A 20,365-nucleotide genomic window follows, 5' to 3' on the forward strand; every position below is an offset into this window, starting at 1 on the left:
TTCGGCTTGTCGTCCGGTTCATCCGGCGAGCACTTCGCGGTTGACGATGTTGACGGCCAGCGTGCCGTTAAGCGCGGCGACGAGGTTTTCCGCCGCGTTGCACGCCATCGCATAACGGGTTTCGTGAGTCGCCGAACCGATGTGCGGCAGCGCGACCACATTCGCGAGCTTCAGGAGCGGCGAGTCGGCCGGCAGCGGTTCGGTCTCGAACACGTCGAGACCGGCGCCGTGGATCGTGCCGTTCTGCAGGGCTTCGATCAGCGCCGCTTCGTCGACGGTCGCGCCGCGCGAGGCGTTGATCAGGATCGCGCTCTTCTTCATCGACCTGAGTTCGGCCGCGCCGATCAGGTACTTCGTCTCCGGCGTCAAAGGCACTTGCAGGCAGACAAAATCCGCAGTGGCGAGCAGTTCCGCCAACTCGACGCGCCGCGCACCGTAAGCCGCTTCCGCCTGCGGATTCGCGCTACGGTTGGTGTACAGCACCTTCATGTTGAAGCCGAGCGCCGCGCGCCGCGCCACCGCGCCGCCAATCCGCCCGAGCCCGACGATGCCGAGCGTCTTGCCCTGCACATCGACGCCGAACTGCGCCGGCCCGATGCCGTGCTGCCAGTGCCCCGCCTTTACCCAGTCGGCGAGTTCCACCACCCGCCGCGCCGACGCGAGAATCAGCGAGAACACCGTGTCCGCGGTGGATTCGGTCAACACGTCCGGCGTGTGCGCGAGCACGATGCCGCGGCGCGTGAGGTCGGCCACGTCGAACTGGTCGAAGCCCACCGAGATGGTCGACAGCGCCTTGAGCCGGGTCGCGCCTTCGAGCATTGCCGGCGTGATCTTCACGCTCGAACCGATGCCGCCGTCCGCGTCTTTCAGCGCGGCCACGAACGCGTCGTGCTGCGCGGCGTCGACCTGCACGACCTGCGCGTGCTGCTGCAGATACGCGAGCACGTCTTCGGGCAACGACTTCCAGGCGACGATCTTTTTCATCAGCTTATTTTCCTTGCAACGGGGTAGCGAGCGGCGGCGCATTGTTCAGCGCTTGCGGCTGCGGTTTGACGACCAGCGTCAGAATCACGGCGGCGACGAGCGCCACGCTCATGAACGCGTACGACGCGGCGGGCGAACCGGTGGCGCCATTCAGATAACCGACCACATACGAGCCGACGAACGAACCGAGCGCCCCCATGCTGTTGATCAGCGCCATTGCGCCGCCCGCGACGTTCTTCGGCAGCAGTTCCGGCACGATCGCGAAGAACGGGCCATACGGCGCGTACATCGCGGCGCCGGCGATCACCAGCAATGCATATGAAAGCCAGAAATGCGTGGAGCCGAGCGCGTACGAAGCCGCGAACGCCACCGCGCCGACCAGCAGGAACGGCCACACGAAGACTTTACGGCGGTTGAGTTTATCCGATGCCCACGAAGCTGCAAGCATCGCGATGGTCGCGGCGAGATACGGCAGCGCCGAGAGCCAGCCGGTTTCGACCATGCCGAGCGTCGAACCGTTCTTCAGGATCGACGGCAACCACAGCACGAAGCCATACACGCCGATGCTCCAGCAGAAATATTGCGCGCACAGCTTGATCACCGCGGGCGTTTTGAAGGCCTCGCTGTAGTTGCGCACCGGCTTGATCGCGGCCTGCTCGGCGCGCAGCGTTTCGGCGAGGTCGTCCTTCTGCTGCTGCGTGAGCCACGACACCTGCTGCGGCTTGTCCTGCACGATGAACCACCAGATCACCGCCCAGATGATCGCGGGCGCGCCTTCGGCGATGAACATGTGACGCCAGCCGAACGAATGCACCAGATAGCCCGACACCACCGACATCCACAGCACCGTCACCGGATTGCCGAGAATCAGGAACGTGTTGGCGCGCGAGCGCTCGCTCTTGGTGAACCAGTTGCTGATGAAAATCAGCATGGCCGGCATGACCGCGGCCTCGACCACGCCGAGCACGAAGCGGATCACCATCAGCGACGGAATGTTGCTGACCATGCCGGTCAGCGCCGCGCAACCGCCCCACAGAACCAGGCTCCAGAACACGAGCTTCTTGACGCTGCGGCGTTCCGCGTAGATCGCGCCGGGAATCTGGAAGAAGAAATAGCCGAGGAAGAACAGCGCGCCGATCAGCGACGACAGCCCCTTGCTGATGCCGAGATCCTGGTTGATGCCGGCGGCGGACGCGAACCCGAAGTTCGCGCGATCCAGATAGGCGAGGCTGTACGTGATGAATACGATCGGCATGATCGTCCACCAGCGGCGAATCGCAAGCGATGAGGTCATGGGTGTCTCCTTTGACTTCCCGAAACAATGATGGACGGTCATGGGGCGCTCTGTCCGGGCGCTCTTGCTGTTATCGAAGCAGACTGCTGAACAGGTCTTACGGGTCTTCTTCAGGCCGCCGCGGCGATGGATGTCGCGTCGGCCGATTCGAGCGCGTCGAGTTCGGCACGGCCCGGCAGCCCTTCCGAATCGCCGATCACCTGAATCGCCAGCGCGCCGATACGGTTGCCGCGCGCCACGGCTTGCGGCAGCGACTTGCCTTCGAGCAACGCGCTGACCACGCCGACGGCGAAACCATCGCCCGCGCCGACCGTATCCACGACCTTCGCGACCGGCTGGCCGGCGATCAGCGCGGCGTCGGCGGCGGTGCGGAAATATGCGCCCTGCGCGCCGAGCTTGATGATTACGCCGCGCGCGCCCCGGTCCAGATAGAACTTCGCGATGTCGTCCGGTTGCGTATAGCCGGTCAGGATCTCGCCCTCGCCGATGCCGGGCAGCACCCAGTCGGCCAGTGCGGCCAGCGCGTTCAGGCCTTCGACCATCGCGGCGCGCGACGGCCACAGCGTCGGGCGCAGATTCGGGTCGAAGGAAATCGTCTTGCCGGCAGCACGCATTTCGCGCGCCAGATGAAACGCGAGTTCGCGCGAGCTGGCCGAAATGGCGGGCGCGACGCCGGTTAGATGCAGATGGCGCGCCGGCAGCACGTAGTCCGCCGCATAGTCGTCCAGCGACAGATGGCTCGCCGCCGACCCCCTGCGGAAATACTCGACCGCCGGATCGCTGCCGTCGTCGTTCCTGGACTTCAACTGGAAGCCGGTCGGGTAGCGCTCGTCGGTGGTCACGCAGCGCTGGTCGATGCCCTCTCGGGTCAAGGTGTCGCGCACGTACTGGCCGAACGAATCGTTGCCGACGCGGCTCATCCAGCCCACCTTGAAGCCCAGCCGCGACAGGCCGATCGCCACGTTCAGATCGGCGCCGGCAATACGCTTCGCGAACTGGCCGACGCCGGCGAGCCGGCCGGTTTCGGCGGCCACGAACATGGCCATTGCTTCGCCGTAGGTGATGACATCGAGTGCTGCGCCTGTGTTGCTCATGCTTCGCTCCTGCGTGTTCCGGTTTGCTGCGGGTCAGGCGGTTCTGGCGTGCCTGGCGTGCCTGGCGTTTATGGCGTTTATGGCGTTTATGGCGTTTATGGCGTTTATGGCGTTTATGGCGTGTCTGAAGCGTGCCGCTTGCCGTGTGGCGTCTGCATTGGGCTTCCTGCCGCCCGCTTCTCGCCGCGCGCTGTTTTCGGCTGTGCCGCGCGCTCAGGCTCCAATGCCGCTCACGCAGCGGCCAGCCATGCGACGTAATGCGCCGCGTCCGTCTCGACGCGGCTCGTATCGAACGGAAATTCGATGCCGCGCGGCACATGGCGCGGCAGACGGTCGAGCACCGCGGCGAATTGAGCGTCGTCGGCGGCCGGCGCGGCGGGAAAGCGCCGCGCGCCCTCGCCCACCACCGTCTTGCAATGGATGTATTCCACGTGCGCCGCCAGCGGCGCGGCGGCGTCGAGCGGCGCGACGTCGCGCCATGCCCAGTTGCCGATGTCGAAGGTCATGCCGAGCAGGCCGCCGTGACCTTCGCGCGCCAGCGCATCGAACAGGCCGGTGAACTGCGCGAGCGAACCGCCCTTCGCCAATTGCCCGTTTTCGACCACGAGCCGCAACTCCGCGCAGCGCAGGTGATCGGCGATCACGGCGGCATTGGCGTCGGCGGCAAAACCGCCGAGTTGCAGCTTGACGAAGCGCGCGCCGAGCGCGATCGCTTCCTCGATCGAGAGGCGCAGCGCGTCGGCATCGAGCTTGCCTTGCGCGGTGTAGAGCGAAGCCGGCGTGGAAAACACCGACCACAAACCCAGCTCCGCAATCTGCCTGCCGAGCACGCGCAGGTTGTGCGGCGTGGCGTCGGTTTCATCGGCGAACAGTTCGCGGCGCACTTCAAAGCCCGCCGCGCCGGCCTGCCTGCTCGCTTGCGCCCACTTCAGATGGCCGCCCGTGCGGACCGCATCCGTCCCGAATGCGCTTGCGACGATCACCACGTCTGCTGCGTCAGCCATGTCGAATTCACTCAAATCTGTCTCGTCACGGCATTTGGAACCGGTTCCAAATGCATTTCGAAAAAAAGCGCCGAGGCGCTTGCGATGCCCGAATAGTGCGCCGAGGCCGCCGCGGCACACCATAGTGGAAATCCCCAGGCGCGCCTGGCGCGAGCGTGGGCCTGCCCGTTTCAAGGTCCGTCGTCGAGACACAGCGCGAGAAACCGCTCCACGACGCGCGACGGCGCGCTCGCATGGGGCACGAGAATCGACAGCCGCCGTGTGAGCGGCTCCGGGCTCAGCGACAGCAGGCACAGCGCGCGGTCTTCGTGGCGCATCGACATCGCCGAGACGAAGCCGATGCCCATGCCCGCCCGTACCGCTTCCTTCACGCCTTCCACGCCGGCGATCTCCAGCGCCACGCGCATCGGCACGCCGGCCCGCGCGAATGCGCGCTCGACGATCTGCCGCACGCCGGAGCCCGCCTCGCGCAACACCAGCGGATGCTCGCCGAAGGCCGCGAGGCCGGCCAGGCCGCCGTCGCCCAACTGCGCCAACGGATGCGAGCGCGGCATGATCGCGACGATTTCGTCCTCGCGCCAGGCATGCACGGCGGTGTCCGGCGGCAGATCCTCGCCGACCGGCCCCTCGATCAACGCGATATCCACCGAGCCGAGCGCGCTGACGATCTCGGTGGTATTGCCGTCCGCGGTATGCAGCGTCACGTCCGGATAACGGCGATGGAAGTCGGCGATCAGATACGGCAGCAGGTAGCTCGCGGGCGTGGTGCTCGCGCCGATCCGCAAGGTGCCCTGCTCGAGACCGCGCAAAGCGTCGCGGTATGCGTGCGCCTGCCGCCACGTGTCGCGCAGCCGCGTGGCGTAACTGGCGAGCTGCTCGCCCGCCGGTGTCAGGCGCACGCCGCGGCCGTCACGCTGATAGAGCGGCTCGCCGAACTCGTCCTGCAACTGCCGCAGCTGGCCGGACACGGCCGGCTGCGATAGATGCAGCGCCACGGCCGCCCGGCTGATATTGCGATGCTCGGCGACAGCGGCAAACGTTATAAGTTGATCCGGGGTCATGGCGGCTAAGTATCGGATGAATTGATACTTCACATTCTAAATGATGATTTTTCATATCGATATATCTACTTTAGGATTAGCCCATCGAATTTCAGTCAGTCACAGAAAGGGCTGCACCATGTCCACCGCTCATCTCACCGCTTCCAGTACGACGCCTGCCGGGTCCTCCACCCGCGGCCAACTCAACGGCATTCTCTTCGTCGCGCTGTTCGCCGCCGCCGTCACGCGGATCGCCGCGATTCCCGCTATTGCCGGACTGGGCCTGAGCCCGCTGATCGTCGGCATCGTGGCGGGCGCCATTTACGGCAACGCGCTGCGCGACGGCATGCCCGCCAGCTGGGCGGCCGGCGTCAACTTTTCGGCGCGCAAGCTGCTGCGCATCGCAGTCGCGTTCTTCGGGCTGCGCGTAAGCCTGCAGGAAATCGCTCAGGTCGGCGTACCCGGCCTCGCGGAATCGGTGCTGGTCGTGGTGAGCACGCTCGTGATCGGCACGTGGGCGGGCATGAAGATCATGAAGCTCGACCGCGACACGGCGTTGCTGACCGCCGCGGGCAGCGCGATCTGCGGCGCCGCCGCCGTGCTCGCCTTCGAATCGACGCTGCAGTCGAAGCCGCACAAAAGCGCAATGGCCGTGGGCAGCGTGGTGCTGTTCGGCACGCTTTCGATGTTCCTGTACCCGGTTCTGTTCAAGGCCGGCTGGCTGCATCTGGACACGGTCGGCGCGGGCCTCTTTTTCGGCGGCACGATCCATGAAGTGGCGCAGGTGGTCGGCGCGGCCAGCAACGTGAGCCCGGAAGCGACCCACATTGCCACCATCGTCAAGATGACCCGCGTGATGCTGCTGGTGCCGGTGCTGCTCGTGGTCGGCATGTGGGTGAACCGCTCCGCGCGCCGCAGCGCCGCTTCGGCCGGTACGCAAGACGGCGCCCACAGCCACGCGCCGCGCAAACTGGCGGTTCCCTGGTTCGCGCTCGGCTTCCTCGCCTTCGTCGTGATCAACTCGCTGCACGTACTGCCGCAAGCCGCGACCAGCACGCTCAACTCGCTGGACACCTTCGCGCTGACGATGGCCATGACCGCGCTCGGCATCGAAACACGCATTTCGCAGATCCGTCAGGCCGGCCCCCGCGCACTGACCACCGGCTTCATTCTGTATGTGTGGCTGATTGCCGGCGGACTGGGCATCACATGGACTGTCCAGCACCTGTTCGGCTAAGCCGCCCTCGCCTTCGAACCCACCCCGCCGCGCGCGGGGTTTTGCGCATTCTGGAGACCCATCCGGGCCGCCCGCGCGGCATACTGGCTGCTGACGTCGTCAGCTCATGCAGTGCGTCGAGGCGCCCTGTCCATGCAACCGGAATGAGGATCGATCGATGAGTCTGGAACTTTACTATTGGGACGGCCTGCAGGGCCGCGGCGAATTCGTGCGGCTCGCGCTGGAAGAAGCCGGCGCCGACTACGTGGAAGTGGCACGCGGCGAACCGTCGAAAGGTCTCGGCACGAAGGCGATGATGTCGGTGATGAAGAGCAAGGACGAGCCGTATCCGCCGTTCGCGCCGCCGTTTCTGAAAGACGGCGATCTGGTGATCTCGCAGACCGCCAACATCCTGCTCTATCTCGGCCCGAGGCTGAACCTCGCGCCCACGGTGGACAGCCTGCGGTACGTCGCCAACGGCCTGCAACTGACGATTGCCGACGTCGTCACCGAAGCCCACGACACCCACCACCCGCTCGCCAGCTCGCTTTATTACGAAGACCAGAAAGACGCCGCCAAAGTGCGCGCGCACGATTTCATCGACAACCGCATTCCGAAGTTCATGTCGTATTTCGAGCGCGTGCTCAAGCAGAATCCGGCCGGCGACCAATTCATGGTGGGCGACACGCTCACTTACGTCGACCTGTCCATGTTCCAGCTGATCGACGGCTTGCTGTACGCGTTTCCGCGTGCGCTCAAGCGTTTCGGCGAACACTATCCGCGGCTCGCCGCGCTGCACGACAGGGTGATCGAGCGGCCGAACATCGCCGCGTATCTGCAGTCCGACCGGCGCATCGAACATAACGAGGCCTGCATCTTCCGGCACTACCCGGAACTCGACAAGGCGGCCACTTGACCGGCGCCGTTTTCCTCCGCTCGCTCACCGCATCGCGCCCGCCGCTTCAGGCGGGCGCGATGCCGTTGCAGTGCGCGCTTTTCAACCCGTTTTCACGCCCCGTACCGCCGACGTGCTTTCATTCCTGCTGAAGCTGCGCACCCGCGCCCAAGATCTGTTCCGCCTCTCCGAAGCCCACACGATGCTGGTCTGGTCGGTCGTGGTCGGCGTCGCGGGCGCCTTCGCCACGATTGCCTTTCGGGAAGGCATCGCGCTGCTGCAAACGGCGGTGGTCGGCAAGGCCGGCAGCTTCGTCGAAATGGCGCGCAGCCTGCCGTGGACCGTGCGGATCTGGCTGCCGGCGGCAGGCGGCCTGATCGCCGGCTTCTTTCTGCTGATCGCGCGGCGTCACGAGGACAAATCCAATCACGTCGACTACATGGAAGCGGTCGCGATCGGCGACGGCGTCGTGCCGGTCAAGCTGAGCTTCTGGCGCAGCGTGTCGTCGCTGTTCACGATTTCGAGCGGCGGCTCGATCGGCCGCGAAGGTCCGATGGTGCAGCTGGCGGCGCTGGCCGCGTCGCTGATCGGCCGCTGGGTGCATTTCGATCCGGCGCGGCTGCGTTTGCTGGTGGCGTGCGGCGCGGCGGCCGGCATCACCTCCGCGTACAGCGCGCCGATCGCGGGCGCGTTTTTCGTCACCGAAATCGTGCTCGGCTCGATTGCGATGGAAAGCTTCGGGCCGGTGGTGGTGTCGGCCGTGGTGGCCAACATCACGATGCGCGAATTCGCCGGCTACAGGCCGCCGTATGAAATGCCGGTATTTCCGCCGGTGGCCGGTCTCGAGGTGCTGCTGTTCGTCGCGCTCGGCCTGCTGTGCGGCGCGGCCGCGCCGCAGTTTCTGCGGCTGCTCGACGTATCGAAGAAAAGCTTTCGCAAGCTGCCGGTGCCGCTGCCCGTGAGGCTCGCGCTCGGCGGTCTGGTGGTCGGGATTCTGTCGGTGTGGACGCCCGAGGTGTGGGGCAACGGCTATAGCGTCGTCAACTCGATCCTGCATTCGCCGTGGACCTGGACCGCGCTCGTCCTCGTGCTGGTGTTCAAGCTCGTCGCGACCGCGGCCACTTCCGGCTCCGGCGCGGTAGGCGGGGTGTTCACGCCGACGCTCTTCGTCGGCGCGGTGGTCGGCTCGCTGTTCGGCCAGGGCATGCATGCGCTGTGGCCGCACGGCACCTCGGCGCCGTTCGCGTATGCGATGGTCGGCATGGGCGCGTTTCTGGCGGGCGCCACCCAGGCGCCGCTGATGGCGATCCTGATGATCTTCGAGATGACGCTCAGCTACCAGGTCGTGCTGCCGCTGATGCTCTCCTGCGTGGTCGCCTATTTCGTGTCGCGCGCAATCGGCAAGACGTCCATGTATGAAATCACCTTGCGCCGCAATCACGAGGAACAGGAGCGCTCGCGTCTGCGCGCCACGCAGATGCGCGAGCTGATCCGTCCCGCCGAAACCGTCGTGCGGCCCAATGCGACCGTGCACGAAATGACACGCGTGTTCCTCGAATATCCGGTGAAGTATCTCTACGTGGCCAGCGAGTCCGGCGCGTTCCTCGGCGTGGTCGCGCTCAAGGACATCACTTCCGACCTGCTCGACGGGCGCGACACTGCCGCGAAGACGGCGGCGGATTATCTGCAGCCGCATTTCGACGTGCTCACGCCGGACATGCCGCTCGGCGTGGCATTGCAGCACTTCCTCGCGTTTCAGGGCGAGCGCCTGCCGGTAGTCGAAAGCGCGGCGCATCCCACGCTGGCCGGCGTGGTCTACAAAACTTCGTTGCTCGACGCCTATTTCCGCATGAATCCGACACGTTAAGCGCCGCGCGGTCCGCGTTCAGCGCCCGTCCGCGGCCTCCTTGCGGCCCGTGCAAAGCCCGGCAAATTCTCTACAATGGACAGACCGCTGCGGCGAACGCCGGCAGCGCGCGTTACGCCAGAACGGGCGCACCGAGACGCCCGTCCTTCGATCGGAGCGAAGATGAGCGAACCGTCCCTCGATGCCGTGCGCCGCGACCAGGCGGGCTGGATTTTCCTGCATATCGAAGGCGAACCCTACGACCGCGGCGAGCAGCACGGCCAGTTGCTCGCCACGGAAATCCGGAACGCGATCCGCACCGCCCGCTACCTCGCGAAGTGGGACACCGGCGAAGACTTCGACACCTTCGTCGACGCCGCCGTCGCTCAGTTCGCCAATAAACTCGACACTGAATTCGCCGACGAAATCCAGGGCATCGCCGACGGCGCGAAACTGCCGTTCGCCGAAGTGCTGGCCTGGAACGGCTACATGGATCTGCTGCAAAGCTGGTGGCCCACCCACGCGGCGCAGCAGCAGCCGAGCCTTGGCCTGAAACCGTGGCGCGGACGGCGCGGACACCATTGCAGCGCGTTCATCGCCACCGGCCGCGCAACCCGCGACGGCCGCATCGTGATGGCGCACAACTCGTGGGACCGCTACGCGGCCGGGGACGCCTTCAATGTCGTCTTCGACATCGTGCCTGACTGCGGCAACCGCATCCTCATGCAAGGCTTGCCCGGCTGCATTTCCAGTCTCACCGATTTCTGGGTCACCGCCGCCGGGCTGATGGTGACGGAAACCACCATCTCCAATTTCGTCGGCTACAACGCGGCGGGCGCGCCCGAGTTCTATCGCTCGCGGCGCGCGTCGCAGTACGCGAACAGCATTGGCGAATGGTGCGAAATGTTCGCGGTGGCCAACAACGGCGGCTACGCGAACAGTTGGCTCCTCGGCGACGCCAAGACCGGCGAGATCGCGCGCTACGAACTGGGCCTGCACTTCTCCGGTTTCGAAAGCACCAGGGACGGCTTCTACAGCGGCTACAACACCGCGACCGATCTGAAGATCCGCAATCAGGAATGCCTCGGCGAAGGCGAAGACTATACGGACGTGCGCAAGAACGGCGCGCGGCGCCTGCGCTTCATGCAGCTGGAAGAGATGCATCGCGGCAAGATCGACGTGGAACTCGCGAAGGAGATGATCGCCGACCATCACGACGTCTACCTCGAGCGCAACGACAACCCGTGCTCGCGCACCATCTGCGGGCACCTGGAACTGGACGACGCGCGCTTCGGTGGCACCGATCACGGACCGTTCAATCCGTGGGGCGCCAACGACGGCAAGGTGGTCGACACCGACATGGCGCGCGAGATGGCGTTCAGCGCGCGCTGGGGCCATCCGTGCGGGCGGCCGTTCGACGCTCAGGCGTTCATGAAGCGGCATCCGCAGTGGAACTGGCTGAACGGCTACATGCGCGACCGGCCTTCGTGGCCGTGGACGCGCTTCGAAGTGCTGCGTTAGCAGCCGCCCGTATCGCGCCGCAACACGAGCGCCGCACGACCGTTCGCGACGGCGCTGCTGCGTTGTTGCCGCGTTTCTGCCATCATCTGAAATCGACAATACGGTTTTGTCGCAAACATGCGTGCGCTGCAAAATTTGCCATCTAAGATGGAAAGACGCGCGTACGCCGCGCGCCACGCCGCGTGTAGCATGCGCCGTCCTTTCGACGCGGGGACGGCACAGCGCTTGCTCTACTGTCAGCGCCGCATGAGCTTAGGAGGTCGGGTGATGAAAACCTCGACGCTGTTGATCATGGTGACGCTGTCAGCCTCGTGTTTTGCCGCGCCGGTTCGCACCGCGCCGGACAGCACGAGCGCGAGCAGTCTCGCCGAACGCGCCAACGCCGCACCCGTCGCCCCCGCGGCGCCGGATGTCGCCGCCACGGACGACAATCGTCCGCAACAGTGGCAACATATCGCGTTGCCCAAATCGCGGCATCTGGATCGAAGCTTCATGGGGCAGAACGAGCATTTGCAGACCTGACGCCGCGTGCAAACGTGCGAGCCGGCCGAGGCTGGCAGGTGTGAAGTTCCTGCGGCATGAAGCCGCGGCGGCGAGAGCGGAGCTACGCTGCCAGATCGCATTCCGCTTTCGGTATCGCGTCAGCCACGGCAGTCCCGGCCCTTTGGCCAGCCACGGCGCAACCGCGGCAATCGTCACGTCCAACCGTATCAACAGGAGCGTTTGCATGACCGCATCGGCCATTCCCGGCGAATCCATCGACCTGCAGATCGCCGATCTTCTCGGCGAAGTCCAGTTTCCAACCAATAAAGATGCGCTCGTCGACGCCGCACGCGAAGCCGGCGCGAGCAACGAAGTGCTGTCGATGCTCGACGGCTTGCCGGAACAGGATTACGCCGATGTGGGCTCCGTAACGCGTCTGGTCAGCGGAAACTACGGCCCGGGGTTGAGCGGCTGAGGGGCTGCGTGGAAGGGCCGGTCCTGTCACCAGCTCGTGTTCGTGTGTGCTTGTGCCGGCATCGTAGCCACGCGCGCTTTTGCGGCGCGTCGCGGCCACCCGACTCCTCAGCGCGATTTTCTTCGCGCGCCGCGCGCCGGAACTAGAACGGCGACGAAGCGGCGATCCGCGCGCGCGCCGCCTTATGCGCGGGGCGCGCCGCGTCCGCGGACAGCGCCGGCGTCGGCAGGCTTTTCGCACCCTTCGCCATCTCCACTCTATCCACCTTATCCGCCACGGAACGCACCGGCGTCATCATGCGCGGATCGCGCGGTTGCTGACCCGGCTGCTGGAAATACTCGACCAGATGGTCGATGAAAGTGCGCACCTTCGCCGGCAGATGCAGGCGGCTCGGATAGGCGATGGTGATTTCGATCTGCGGCAGACGGTAGTTGGAAAGCAGCGGCACGAGCCGCCCGGACGCCAGATCGCGGCCAATCAGATAGCTCGGCAGAATCGCCACGCCCATGCCCAGCAGCGCGAATTGCCTGAGCATCTCCGCGTTGTTCGCCACGATCGCGTTCGTGGGACGCACGCGCACTTCGCCGTCCGGCCCGGCGAACACGCGCTCCTCGCCGCCCTGCTCGGCCGGCCGGCTCAGGCACGGATGCGCCAGCAGATGCTCGGGCCGCGTCGGCGTGCCATGCTGCGCCAGATAAGCAGGCGTCGCGCAAACCGTCATAAAGCCCGTGGTCAACCGCCGCGTGACGATGCTCGCGCCGCGCATGTGCCGCGCCACGAGAATGCCGACATCGAAGCCCTCTTCCACCAGATCGACATGCCGATCCGCGAGCGTGACGTCGGGCACGACATCCGGATACCGCGCGGCATAAGACTGCACCACCGGTGCGAGACTATGCAGCCCGAACACCACGGGCGCGACGATCCGCAAGGTGCCGACCGGCTCGTGATTGCGCGCCACCACCATCTGCTCCACGCCTTCCAGGTCGTCGAGAATGTGGCGCACGCGTTCCAGATACGTGCTGCCGGATTCGGTCAGCGACAGGCGGCGCGTGGTGCGATTGAGCAGCCGCGTGCCGAGGCGCGCTTCCAGATCGGCTACGTGGCGCGTAACGACCGCGGTGGAAAGATCCAGCGCGCCCGCCGCGCCGACGAAACTGCCGAGGTCGGCCACCTTGACGAATACGCGCATCGACTGCAATTGGTTCATGGGACGACTCCTGCCGCGGTAAAGCCGGGCCGGCGCAACCTTCGCGCCTATGTCGACCCGGGCGACAAGGCGCGCGCGGGTTTGCCCAACGCTTCCGATTGTATCGACCCGATCATGTCCCAACCCTGACCTCAACATGACAATCCGGACAGATTGCCGCGACGTTCGCGCACAGTTTGGGAAGGTTTATGGCGAGGTTCCTGCGAGGTTTATTGCGGATTTTGACTAGGTATAAACCCTAGGATGCTGGTATCATAGCGGCCGAAAGGAAATCAATCGCTATGACACATCGTTTTCAGCTTTTCGAAAAAATCGCGTTCTCGCTGGTCTGCTGGTCCGCCGCGGCCTGCTCGGCTTTCATCGCGTACGAACGTTGCCCGGACATCAAGGTGATCCTGCACGTGGGCGAAGAAGTCCTGCGCTACAGCGGGCAATATTCGTTCGCATGCGCCACGCCGGTGGCCGACGCCTGCACGCAGTTGCCGGCCGACTGATCCAGCGCTCTACGCTTCGCGTCCGAACACCACGCGCGCGAAAAATCCCGCCAGCACCTTTTCAGCCATCTCCGCCGGCACGTTCTGCGGGTCGACCGTGTAGAAAAACTGCACGCCGTCGCACAACCCCATCAAGCCGATCGCCAGCGTCTCTGGCGGCATCAGCATCGGCGTGCCCACGCGCGCCGAAAATTCGCGGATGTACGCGCTCAACTGCTCGAGCTTCTCGTGCATGAACGCGTTAAAGCGCATCCGGAAACGGCCGTCGCGCACCGCGAGCAGCTTCGCCTCCACCCACAGCAGGAAACACTTGTTCTCGCGATGCAGGTTGCTGTAATAGCGCAGCACGCGCTCTTCCATTTCTTCACGCGATGCCGCGTTCGCGAAGATCGCCTGCAATCCCGCCTGCATGACCTCGTGGTCGCGCCGCAGTAGTTCGAGAAACAGCTCGCTCTTGCTACGGAAGTTCGAGTAGAACGCTCCGCGCGTATAACCCGCTGCCGCCGCGATGTCTTCGACACTCGCCGCGACAAAACCTTTCTTCATAAAAATGGCTTGCGCAGCATCGAGCAGACGCTCGCGCGTCTGGTCTTTGCTCTGTTCGCGTGTCAGTCGTTGCCGTTTCATGGGCGCAAGTCTAGCACTGAAAAGAATTCGAATTCACTCCAACATTCAAATACAGGTGTGTATTAGAATGCAAATCGTCATTCGAAGTCAGATGCGTATGCCAATTGCATGAACGGCCGTCGTGTCTTCGCTGGCGGGCCGCTGCGGCTTGCCGTGTTCGTTCGCTGTCTCCAGTCGGGGTAAATGTGAAGCGTCCCGGTCTCCCCGCATCGCCCGCGATGCGTCCGCAGTTTCATCGGTATTGTCATCCCGCGCGCGTGCGCCGGGCTGCATTCGTGCTGGTTCTCGCCGGCGTCGTCACGCTGGCCGCGTGTTCGAAGAAGGAAGCGGCGGCGCCCGAACCGCGCCCGGTAGTCGCCGTCGCCGTGCATGCGGACGGCAGCGCGACGCAGGCGGCCTCGCTGCCCGGCGAGGTTCAGGCTCGCTATTCGACGCCGCTGTCGTTTCGCGTCGGCGGCAAGATCATCGAGCGGCGCGTGCGCCTCGGCGATGTGGTGAAGAACGGGCAGATCGTCGCCCGGCTCGATCCGGCGGACGCGCAGAAGAACGCCGCGAGCGCGCAGGCGCAACTCGCCGCCGCCCAGCACGCCTTGGTGTATGCGAAGCAGCAGCTCGATCGCGATCAGGCGCAGGCCAAAGAAAACCTGATCGCGCCAGCGCAGCTCGAACAGACCACGAATGCGTACGCGTCCGCGGTTGCGCAGCGCGATCAGGCCGCGCAGCAGGCCGCGCTCTCGAAAGACCAGTTGCAGTACACCACGCTCGCCGCCGACCACGCCGGCGTGATCACCGCCGAACAGGCCGACACCGGCCAGAACGTCTCCGCGGGCCAGGCCGTCTACAACCTCGCCTGGAGCGGCGACATCGACGTGGTGTGCGACGTGCCGGAGAACGCGCTTGCCGCGCTCTCGGTCGGGCAAACCGCCAGCGTCACGCTCGCCGCGCTGCCGGGGCGCAAGTTCGCCGCGCGCGTGCGCGAACTCTCGCCCGCCGCCGACCCGCAAAGCCGCACCTATCGCGCCAAACTCACGCTCGACAATCCCGGCCCGGACGTGCGCCTGGGCATGACCGCGGATATCGAACTCGCCGCGCAAGCCGGCGCTTCGGCCAGTCAGCACGGTTCGTTCACCGTGCCCGCCACCGCACTGTTCCACGACGGCACGCAGCCCGCCGTGTGGATCGTGCGCGCCGCGGACAACGCGCTGGAACTGCGCCGTGTGACGGTCACGCGCTATAACGAACGCACCATCGTGATCAGTCAGGGCCTCAAGGACGGCGAACGCGTCGTGCTGCAAGGCGTGCATACCGTGACCGCCGGCGAAAAAGTCCGTGCGATCGCGCCGCTGCATCCCGAGGACTTCGCTTCATGAGCACCACGCATGAGGAGGGACGCTTCAACCTGTCCGCATGGGCGTTGCGCCACCAGGCGCTGGTCGTTTTCCTGATCGCGCTCGCGACCGCCTTCGGCATTCTCGCCTATACGCGGCTCGCGCAATCCGAAGACCCGCCCTTCACGTTCCGCGTGATGGTGATCCGCACCTTCTGGCCCGGCGCCACCGCGCGCCAGGTGCAGGAACAGGTGACGGACCGCATCGGCCGCAAATTGCAGGAAACGCCCGCCATCGACTTCGTGCGCAGCTACTCGCGCCCCGGCGAATCGCTGATGTTCTTCTCGATGAAAGACTCGGCGCCGGTCAAGGACGTGCCCGAAACCTGGTACCAGGTGCGCAAGAAAGTCGGCGACATCGCAGCGACGCTGCCACAAGGCATTCAAGGCCCGTTCTTCAACGACGAATTCGGCGACGTCTACACCAACATCTACACACTCGAAGGCGACGGCTTCTCCGCCGCGCAACTGCACGACTACGCGGACCAGTTGCGCACGGTGCTGCTGCGCGTGCCGGGCGTCGGCAAGGTCGATTATTTCGGCGATCCGGATCAGCACATCTACATCGAGATCGCCAACACGCAGCTCACGCGTCTGGGCATCTCGCCGCAGCAACTCGGCCAGGCGATCAACTCGCAGAACAGCGTTTCTCAGGCCGGCACGCTGACCACCGCCGACGACCGCGTGTTCGTGCGTCCCACCGGGCAGTTCAAGGACGTCAACGCGCTCGCCGACACGCTGATCCGCATCAACAACCGCTCGTTCCGTCTCGGCGATATCGCCACCATCAAGCGCGGCTACGACGACCCGGTCGCCACGCAAATGCGCTCGGGCGGCAAGGCGGTGCTCGGCATCGGCGTGACCATGCAGCCGGGCGGCGACGTGATCCGTCTCGGCAAGGCGCTCGATCAGCAGATGGCCCAGTTGCGCCGCGCTCTGCCCGTCGGCCTGCAACTCGTCGAAGTGTCGAGCATGCCGACCGCCGTCGCGCATTCGGTGGACGACTTTCTCGAAGCCGTCGCCGAAGCGGTGGCGATCGTGCTGGTGGTGAGCCTCGTTTCGCTCGGCGTGCGCACCGGCATGGTGGTCGTGATCTCGATTCCGGTGGTGCTCGCCGTGACGGCGCTGTGCATGTATCTGTTCGACATCGGCTTGCACAAGGTGTCGCTCGGCACGCTGGTGCTCGCCTTGGGGCTGCTCGTCGACGACGCGATCATCGCGGTCGAGATGATGTCGGTGAAGCTGGAGCAAGGCTGGAACCGCACCCGCGCGGCGGCCTTCGCATACACCAGCACTGCGTTTCCGATGCTGACCGGCACGCTCGTCACCGTTTCCGGTTTTCTGCCGATCGCGTTGGCCAAGTCCAGCACCGGCGAGTACACACGCTCGATTTTCGAAGTGTCGGCGATCGCGCTGATCGCCTCGTGGCTTGCCGCCGTGGTGCTGATTCCGCTGCTCGGCTATCACCTGCTGCCCGAGCGCAAACGCGAGGCGCACGAGGCGCACTTGCCCGACGATCACGAGCACGACATCTACGACACGCGCTTCTACCGGCGTCTGCGTGGCTGGATCGGCTGGTGCATCGAGCGGCGCTTCGTCGTGCTGGTGATTACTGTCGTGCTGTTCGTGCTGGCTATGGCCGGTTTCACGCTGGTGCCACAGCAGTTCTTCCCCAGCTCCGACCGTCCGGAGTTGCTGGTGGACGTGCGCCTGCCCGAGGGCGCTTCGTTCGACGCCACGCTGCGCGAGGCCACGCGGCTTGAAAAAGCGCTGGTGGGCCGCCCGGAAATCGATCACACGGTGGACTTTGTCGGCACCGGTGCGCCGCGTTTCTATCTGCCGCTCGATCAGCAGTTGCCGCAACCCAATTTCGCGCAATTCGTGATCACGGCGAAGTCGGTGAAGGATCGCGAAAAACTCGCGCAATGGCTCGAACCGGAATTGCGCAACTACTTCCCGGCGATCCGCACGCGCCTGTCGCGTCTCGAGAATGGACCGCCCGTCGGCTATCCGGTGCAGTTTCGCGTGAGCGGCGACGAAATCGCCACCGTGCGCTCGATCGCCGAGCGCGTCGCCGCGAACATGCGCGCGGACCACGGCACGCGCAACGTACAGTTCGACTGGGACGAACCCGCCGAGCGCTCGGTGCGCTTCGAAGTCGATCAGAAAAAAGCGCGCGAACTCGGCGTGAGCTCCGAAGACATTTCGAGCTTCCTCGCGATGACGCTCTCCGGCTACACCGTTACGCAGTACCGCGAACGCGACAAGCTGATCAGCGTCGACCTGCGCGCGCCGAAAGCCGAGCGCGTCGATCCCGCGCAGCTCGTCACGCTCGCCATGCCGACGCCGAACGGCCCCGTGCCGCTCGGCACGCTCGGCCATCTGCGCAATGACCTCGAATACGGCGTGATCTGGGAGCGCGACCGTCAGCCGACCATCACCGTGCAGTCCGACGTCGCGCCGGGCGCGCAAGGCATCGACGTCACGCATGCGGTGGACAAGGCGCTCAGCCAGATTCGCGCTACCCTGCCGGTCGGCTACCGGATCGAAATTGGCGGCTCCGTCGAGGAAAGCGGCAAAGGCCAGACCTCGATCAATGCGCAGATGCCGATCATGATCATTGCCGTGCTCACACTGCTGATGATCCAGCTGCAAAGTTTCGCGCGCGTGCTGATGGTCGTGCTGACCGCGCCGCTCGGGCTGATCGGCGTGGTGCTCACGCTGCTGCTGTTCGGCCAGCCGTTCGGTTTTGTCGCCATGCTCGGCGTGATCGCGATGTTCGGCATCATCATGCGCAACTCGGTGATTCTGGTCGATCAGATCGAGCAGGACATTGCCGCGGGCCACAAGCGTTTCGACGCGATAGTCGGCGCGACCGTGCGGCGTTTCCGGCCGATCACGCTGACCGCCGCCGCCGCCGTGCTCGCGCTGATTCCGCTCTTGCGCTCGAACTTTTTCGGCCCGATGGCGACCGCGCTGATGGGCGGCATCACGAGCGCCACGATCCTCACGCTGTTCTATCTGCCCGCGCTGTACGCCACGTCGTTCCGCGTGCGTGCCGATGAACGCGAGCCGCAGACGCCGTCCGCGTCCGGCACGACGCATACGGGGAATTGAGCATGACCACGCCCACACTCTTCCGATACTCGCGCATCACCGCGCTCGCCGGCATGGCATGCGCGCTCGCCGCCTGCTCGTTCGGGCCGGGCGGCGAGCCGCCCGCCATGCCGCAACCCGCGCACTACGGCGCCGAAGCGCAGCCGGCGCAAACCGTGCCCGCGCAAGGCGTCACCCAGCAGTTCGTGGTGGGCGCGAAGCCGGTGCCCGAATGGTGGAAGCTGTATCAGTCGGACGCGCTGAACGCGCTGGTCGACGAAGGCTTGCGCAGCAGCCCCACCCTCGCCGCGACCGACAGGAGCCTCGCCGCCGCGCGCGAGCAGTTGCGCGCGCAGATCGGCAGCTCGATGCTGCCCACCATCGACGCCGGCGGCCAGGCGACCCGCAATCGCGCGCTGGCGATCCCTGAGATCGGACCCAACACGTTTCTGTACAACGTCTTTGTCGGTCAATTGCAGGCGCACTACACGTTCGACCTGTTCGGTGCGGCGCGCCTCGCCGATGCCGCGCTCGCCGCGCGCGTCAACGTTCAGGCCTATCAGTTCGACGCCGCGCGCCGCGCTCTGGCCGCCAACATCGTGACCGCGGCGATCACCAGCGCGGCGCTGCATGCGCAGATCGAGACGACCGAACGGCTCGTGACGATCGCCAACGATCAGGCACGCGACACGCAGCGGCGTTATGCGCTGGGCGCGGTCTCGCATGCGGATCAGCTGAGCGCGCAACAAAGCGCGGCCAGCTTGTCGGCGAGCTTGCCGGGCCTGAAGCAGCAATGGCTGAGCACGCGCCACGCGCTGGCGGTGCTACTCGGCCGGACGCCTGACGCGGCGCCGGAGGATCTGGCGCTCGCGCAACTGCACGTGCCTGAGCAGGTGCCGGTGGTGGTGCCGTCGGAACTGCTGCGCAGCCGCCCCGACATTCAGGCCGCCGACGCTGCGTTGAAGGCCGCGGCGGCCGATGTCGGCGTCGCCACGGCGCAGATGTATCCGAGTCTGTCGTTGAGTGCATCGATGGGACAAGGCGGCTTTAGCTGGCCGGTCGCGCTCTCCGGTGCGGGCGCGATCTGGAGCATCGGTGCGTCGCTGTCGCAGCCGTTGTTTCATGGCGGCGCACTGGTCGCGCAACGGCGTGCGGCGCTCGATACCTATGACGCCACGGTCTCGCAGTACAAGCAAACGGTATTGGCCGCGTTCCAGAACGTCGCGGACACGCTTGCGGCGCTCGAGCACGACTCGCAGGCGCTGGACGCCGCGAATATTGCGGCGCGCTCGGCGCAAGGCATCTTCGATGAAACCTCCGGGCGCTACCGGCTGGGCGCGCTGCCTGTGGCGTCGGCGCGTTCGAGCGAGCAGCAGTTCCGCAACGCGCAGCTTGATGAGATTCGCTATACGAGCGCGCGGCTGACGGACACGGCGGCGCTGTTCCAGGCGATGGGGAATCCGCCGGTTGAGACGGGGGTGGGTGGGGCTTCGGCGGCGAGCGCTGGCGTCGCCGAGTAGCTAAACCTGGGATTCCATACGGATGGCCTGGAAGTTATCCCCACTTTTTGTGCACAAGTCCGTGGATAAGTCTCTCCCCACAGCGCTGAACCCATGCCATAGAGCTTTGCAGGCTATGTGAGGGAACATTGAGCACTCCCCATAGACCGCCAAACATCGTCCCCCCACGTTCCCCACAC

General features: G+C 65.5%; 17 protein-coding genes. 10 read left to right on the forward strand and 7 right to left on the reverse strand.

What is annotated here, in order from left to right:
- Positions 1 to 18 precede the first annotated feature (18 nt).
- The 5 genes from BXE_RS12115 to BXE_RS12135 form a co-directional block, all read right to left on the reverse strand.
- A complete protein-coding gene (locus BXE_RS12115) occupies positions 19 to 984 on the reverse strand; it encodes a 2-hydroxyacid dehydrogenase (RefSeq protein WP_011488592.1) in 966 nt (321 codons plus the stop codon).
- A gap of 4 nt (positions 985 to 988) precedes the next feature.
- On the reverse strand, positions 989 to 2,278 hold the full coding sequence (locus BXE_RS12120; protein WP_011488593.1) for an MFS transporter: 1,290 nt from the start codon (positions 2,276 to 2,278) through the stop codon (positions 989 to 991).
- Positions 2,279 to 2,388: 110 nt separating this feature from the next.
- A complete protein-coding gene (locus BXE_RS12125) occupies positions 2,389 to 3,372 on the reverse strand; it encodes a sugar kinase (protein ID WP_011488594.1) in 984 nt (327 codons plus the stop codon).
- A gap of 230 nt (positions 3,373 to 3,602) precedes the next feature.
- Entirely contained in the window at positions 3,603 to 4,376 is a 774-nt protein-coding gene (locus BXE_RS12130; protein ID WP_011488595.1) for a TIM barrel protein, read from the reverse strand.
- A 170-nt stretch (positions 4,377 to 4,546) separates the two neighbouring features.
- Positions 4,547 to 5,437: a LysR family transcriptional regulator gene (locus BXE_RS12135; RefSeq protein WP_011488596.1), complete on the reverse strand. Its 891-nt coding sequence runs from the start codon at positions 5,435 to 5,437 to the stop codon at positions 4,547 to 4,549.
- 118 nt (positions 5,438 to 5,555) lie between these two features.
- Here BXE_RS12135 and BXE_RS12140 point away from each other — a divergent pair, with 118 nt between their 5' ends.
- From BXE_RS12140 to BXE_RS12170, 6 genes are all read left to right on the forward strand, one after another.
- Complete coding sequence (locus tag BXE_RS12140) at positions 5,556 to 6,653, forward strand: YeiH family protein (RefSeq protein WP_011488597.1); 1,098 nt, start codon at positions 5,556 to 5,558, stop codon at positions 6,651 to 6,653.
- 157 nt (positions 6,654 to 6,810) lie between these two features.
- Positions 6,811 to 7,548: a glutathione S-transferase gene (locus tag BXE_RS12145; protein ID WP_011488598.1), complete on the forward strand. Its 738-nt coding sequence runs from the start codon at positions 6,811 to 6,813 to the stop codon at positions 7,546 to 7,548.
- Between the two features lie 112 nt (positions 7,549 to 7,660).
- Entirely contained in the window at positions 7,661 to 9,394 is a 1,734-nt protein-coding gene (locus BXE_RS12150) for a ClcB-like voltage-gated chloride channel protein (RefSeq protein ID WP_038458774.1), read from the forward strand.
- A gap of 162 nt (positions 9,395 to 9,556) precedes the next feature.
- On the forward strand, positions 9,557 to 10,894 hold the full coding sequence (locus tag BXE_RS12155; RefSeq protein ID WP_011488600.1) for a C45 family autoproteolytic acyltransferase/hydolase: 1,338 nt from the start codon (positions 9,557 to 9,559) through the stop codon (positions 10,892 to 10,894).
- Positions 10,895 to 11,161: 267 nt separating this feature from the next.
- On the forward strand, positions 11,162 to 11,416 hold the full coding sequence (locus BXE_RS12165; RefSeq protein WP_007181707.1) for a hypothetical protein: 255 nt from the start codon (positions 11,162 to 11,164) through the stop codon (positions 11,414 to 11,416).
- 205 nt (positions 11,417 to 11,621) lie between these two features.
- Positions 11,622 to 11,852, forward strand: a complete 231-nt coding sequence (locus BXE_RS12170; RefSeq protein WP_011488602.1) for a DUF2795 domain-containing protein — start codon at positions 11,622 to 11,624, stop codon at positions 11,850 to 11,852.
- 142 nt (positions 11,853 to 11,994) lie between these two features.
- Here the strand turns inward: BXE_RS12170 and BXE_RS12175 are convergent, their stop codons facing one another.
- On the reverse strand, positions 11,995 to 13,062 hold the full coding sequence (locus BXE_RS12175) for a LysR family transcriptional regulator (protein ID WP_011488603.1): 1,068 nt from the start codon (positions 13,060 to 13,062) through the stop codon (positions 11,995 to 11,997).
- A 281-nt stretch (positions 13,063 to 13,343) separates the two neighbouring features.
- Here BXE_RS12175 and BXE_RS12180 point away from each other — a divergent pair, with 281 nt between their 5' ends.
- Positions 13,344 to 13,556 (forward strand): hypothetical protein, encoded by a 213-nt coding sequence (locus tag BXE_RS12180; protein ID WP_007181704.1) that lies wholly within the window; start codon positions 13,344 to 13,346, stop codon positions 13,554 to 13,556.
- Positions 13,557 to 13,565: 9 nt separating this feature from the next.
- Here the strand turns inward: BXE_RS12180 and BXE_RS12185 are convergent, their stop codons facing one another.
- Positions 13,566 to 14,183, reverse strand: a complete 618-nt coding sequence (locus BXE_RS12185; protein WP_011488604.1) for a TetR/AcrR family transcriptional regulator — start codon at positions 14,181 to 14,183, stop codon at positions 13,566 to 13,568.
- Positions 14,184 to 14,401: 218 nt separating this feature from the next.
- Here BXE_RS12185 and BXE_RS12190 point away from each other — a divergent pair, with 218 nt between their 5' ends.
- From BXE_RS12190 to BXE_RS12200, 3 genes are read left to right on the forward strand one after another with little or no spacing between them, the layout of a single operon-like run.
- Positions 14,402 to 15,553: an efflux RND transporter periplasmic adaptor subunit gene (locus BXE_RS12190; RefSeq protein WP_038457853.1), complete on the forward strand. Its 1,152-nt coding sequence runs from the start codon at positions 14,402 to 14,404 to the stop codon at positions 15,551 to 15,553.
- Positions 15,550 to 18,687, forward strand: a complete 3,138-nt coding sequence (locus BXE_RS12195) for an efflux RND transporter permease subunit (protein ID WP_011488606.1) — start codon at positions 15,550 to 15,552, stop codon at positions 18,685 to 18,687. The genes BXE_RS12190 and BXE_RS12195 overlap by 4 nt, the downstream gene beginning before the upstream one ends.
- 2 nt (positions 18,688 to 18,689) lie before the next feature.
- A complete protein-coding gene (locus BXE_RS12200; RefSeq protein ID WP_011488607.1) occupies positions 18,690 to 20,186 on the forward strand; it encodes an efflux transporter outer membrane subunit in 1,497 nt (498 codons plus the stop codon).
- Positions 20,187 to 20,365 lie beyond the last annotated feature (179 nt).

Origin of the sequence: Paraburkholderia xenovorans LB400, from assembly GCF_000013645.1 — a bacterium.
Lineage (GTDB): Bacteria > Pseudomonadota > Gammaproteobacteria > Burkholderiales > Burkholderiaceae > Paraburkholderia > Paraburkholderia xenovorans.

Excerpts from the sequence above, each read along its gene's own strand:
- BXE_RS12115 (WP_011488592.1), bottom strand. The coding sequence starts at position 984 with ATGAAAAAGATCGTCGCCTGGAAGTCGTTGCCCGAAGACGTGCTCGCG.
- BXE_RS12120 (WP_011488593.1), bottom strand. The coding sequence starts at position 2,278 with ATGACCTCATCGCTTGCGATTCGCCGCTGGTGGACGATCATGCCGATC.
- BXE_RS12125 (WP_011488594.1), bottom strand. The coding sequence starts at position 3,372 with ATGAGCAACACAGGCGCAGCACTCGATGTCATCACCTACGGCGAAGCA.
- BXE_RS12130 (WP_011488595.1), bottom strand. The coding sequence starts at position 4,376 with ATGGCTGACGCAGCAGACGTGGTGATCGTCGCAAGCGCATTCGGGACG.
- BXE_RS12135 (WP_011488596.1), bottom strand. The coding sequence starts at position 5,437 with ATGACCCCGGATCAACTTATAACGTTTGCCGCTGTCGCCGAGCATCGC.
- BXE_RS12140 (WP_011488597.1), top strand. The coding sequence starts at position 5,556 with ATGTCCACCGCTCATCTCACCGCTTCCAGTACGACGCCTGCCGGGTCC.
- BXE_RS12145 (WP_011488598.1), top strand. The coding sequence starts at position 6,811 with ATGAGTCTGGAACTTTACTATTGGGACGGCCTGCAGGGCCGCGGCGAA.
- BXE_RS12155 (WP_011488600.1), top strand. The coding sequence starts at position 9,557 with ATGAGCGAACCGTCCCTCGATGCCGTGCGCCGCGACCAGGCGGGCTGG.
- BXE_RS12165 (WP_007181707.1), top strand. The coding sequence starts at position 11,162 with ATGAAAACCTCGACGCTGTTGATCATGGTGACGCTGTCAGCCTCGTGT.
- BXE_RS12170 (WP_011488602.1), top strand. The coding sequence starts at position 11,622 with ATGACCGCATCGGCCATTCCCGGCGAATCCATCGACCTGCAGATCGCC.
- BXE_RS12175 (WP_011488603.1), bottom strand. The coding sequence starts at position 13,062 with ATGAACCAATTGCAGTCGATGCGCGTATTCGTCAAGGTGGCCGACCTC.
- BXE_RS12180 (WP_007181704.1), top strand. The coding sequence starts at position 13,344 with ATGACACATCGTTTTCAGCTTTTCGAAAAAATCGCGTTCTCGCTGGTC.
- BXE_RS12185 (WP_011488604.1), bottom strand. The coding sequence starts at position 14,183 with ATGAAACGGCAACGACTGACACGCGAACAGAGCAAAGACCAGACGCGC.
- BXE_RS12190 (WP_038457853.1), top strand. The coding sequence starts at position 14,402 with ATGCGTCCGCAGTTTCATCGGTATTGTCATCCCGCGCGCGTGCGCCGG.
- BXE_RS12195 (WP_011488606.1), top strand. The coding sequence starts at position 15,550 with ATGAGCACCACGCATGAGGAGGGACGCTTCAACCTGTCCGCATGGGCG.
- BXE_RS12200 (WP_011488607.1), top strand. The coding sequence starts at position 18,690 with ATGACCACGCCCACACTCTTCCGATACTCGCGCATCACCGCGCTCGCC.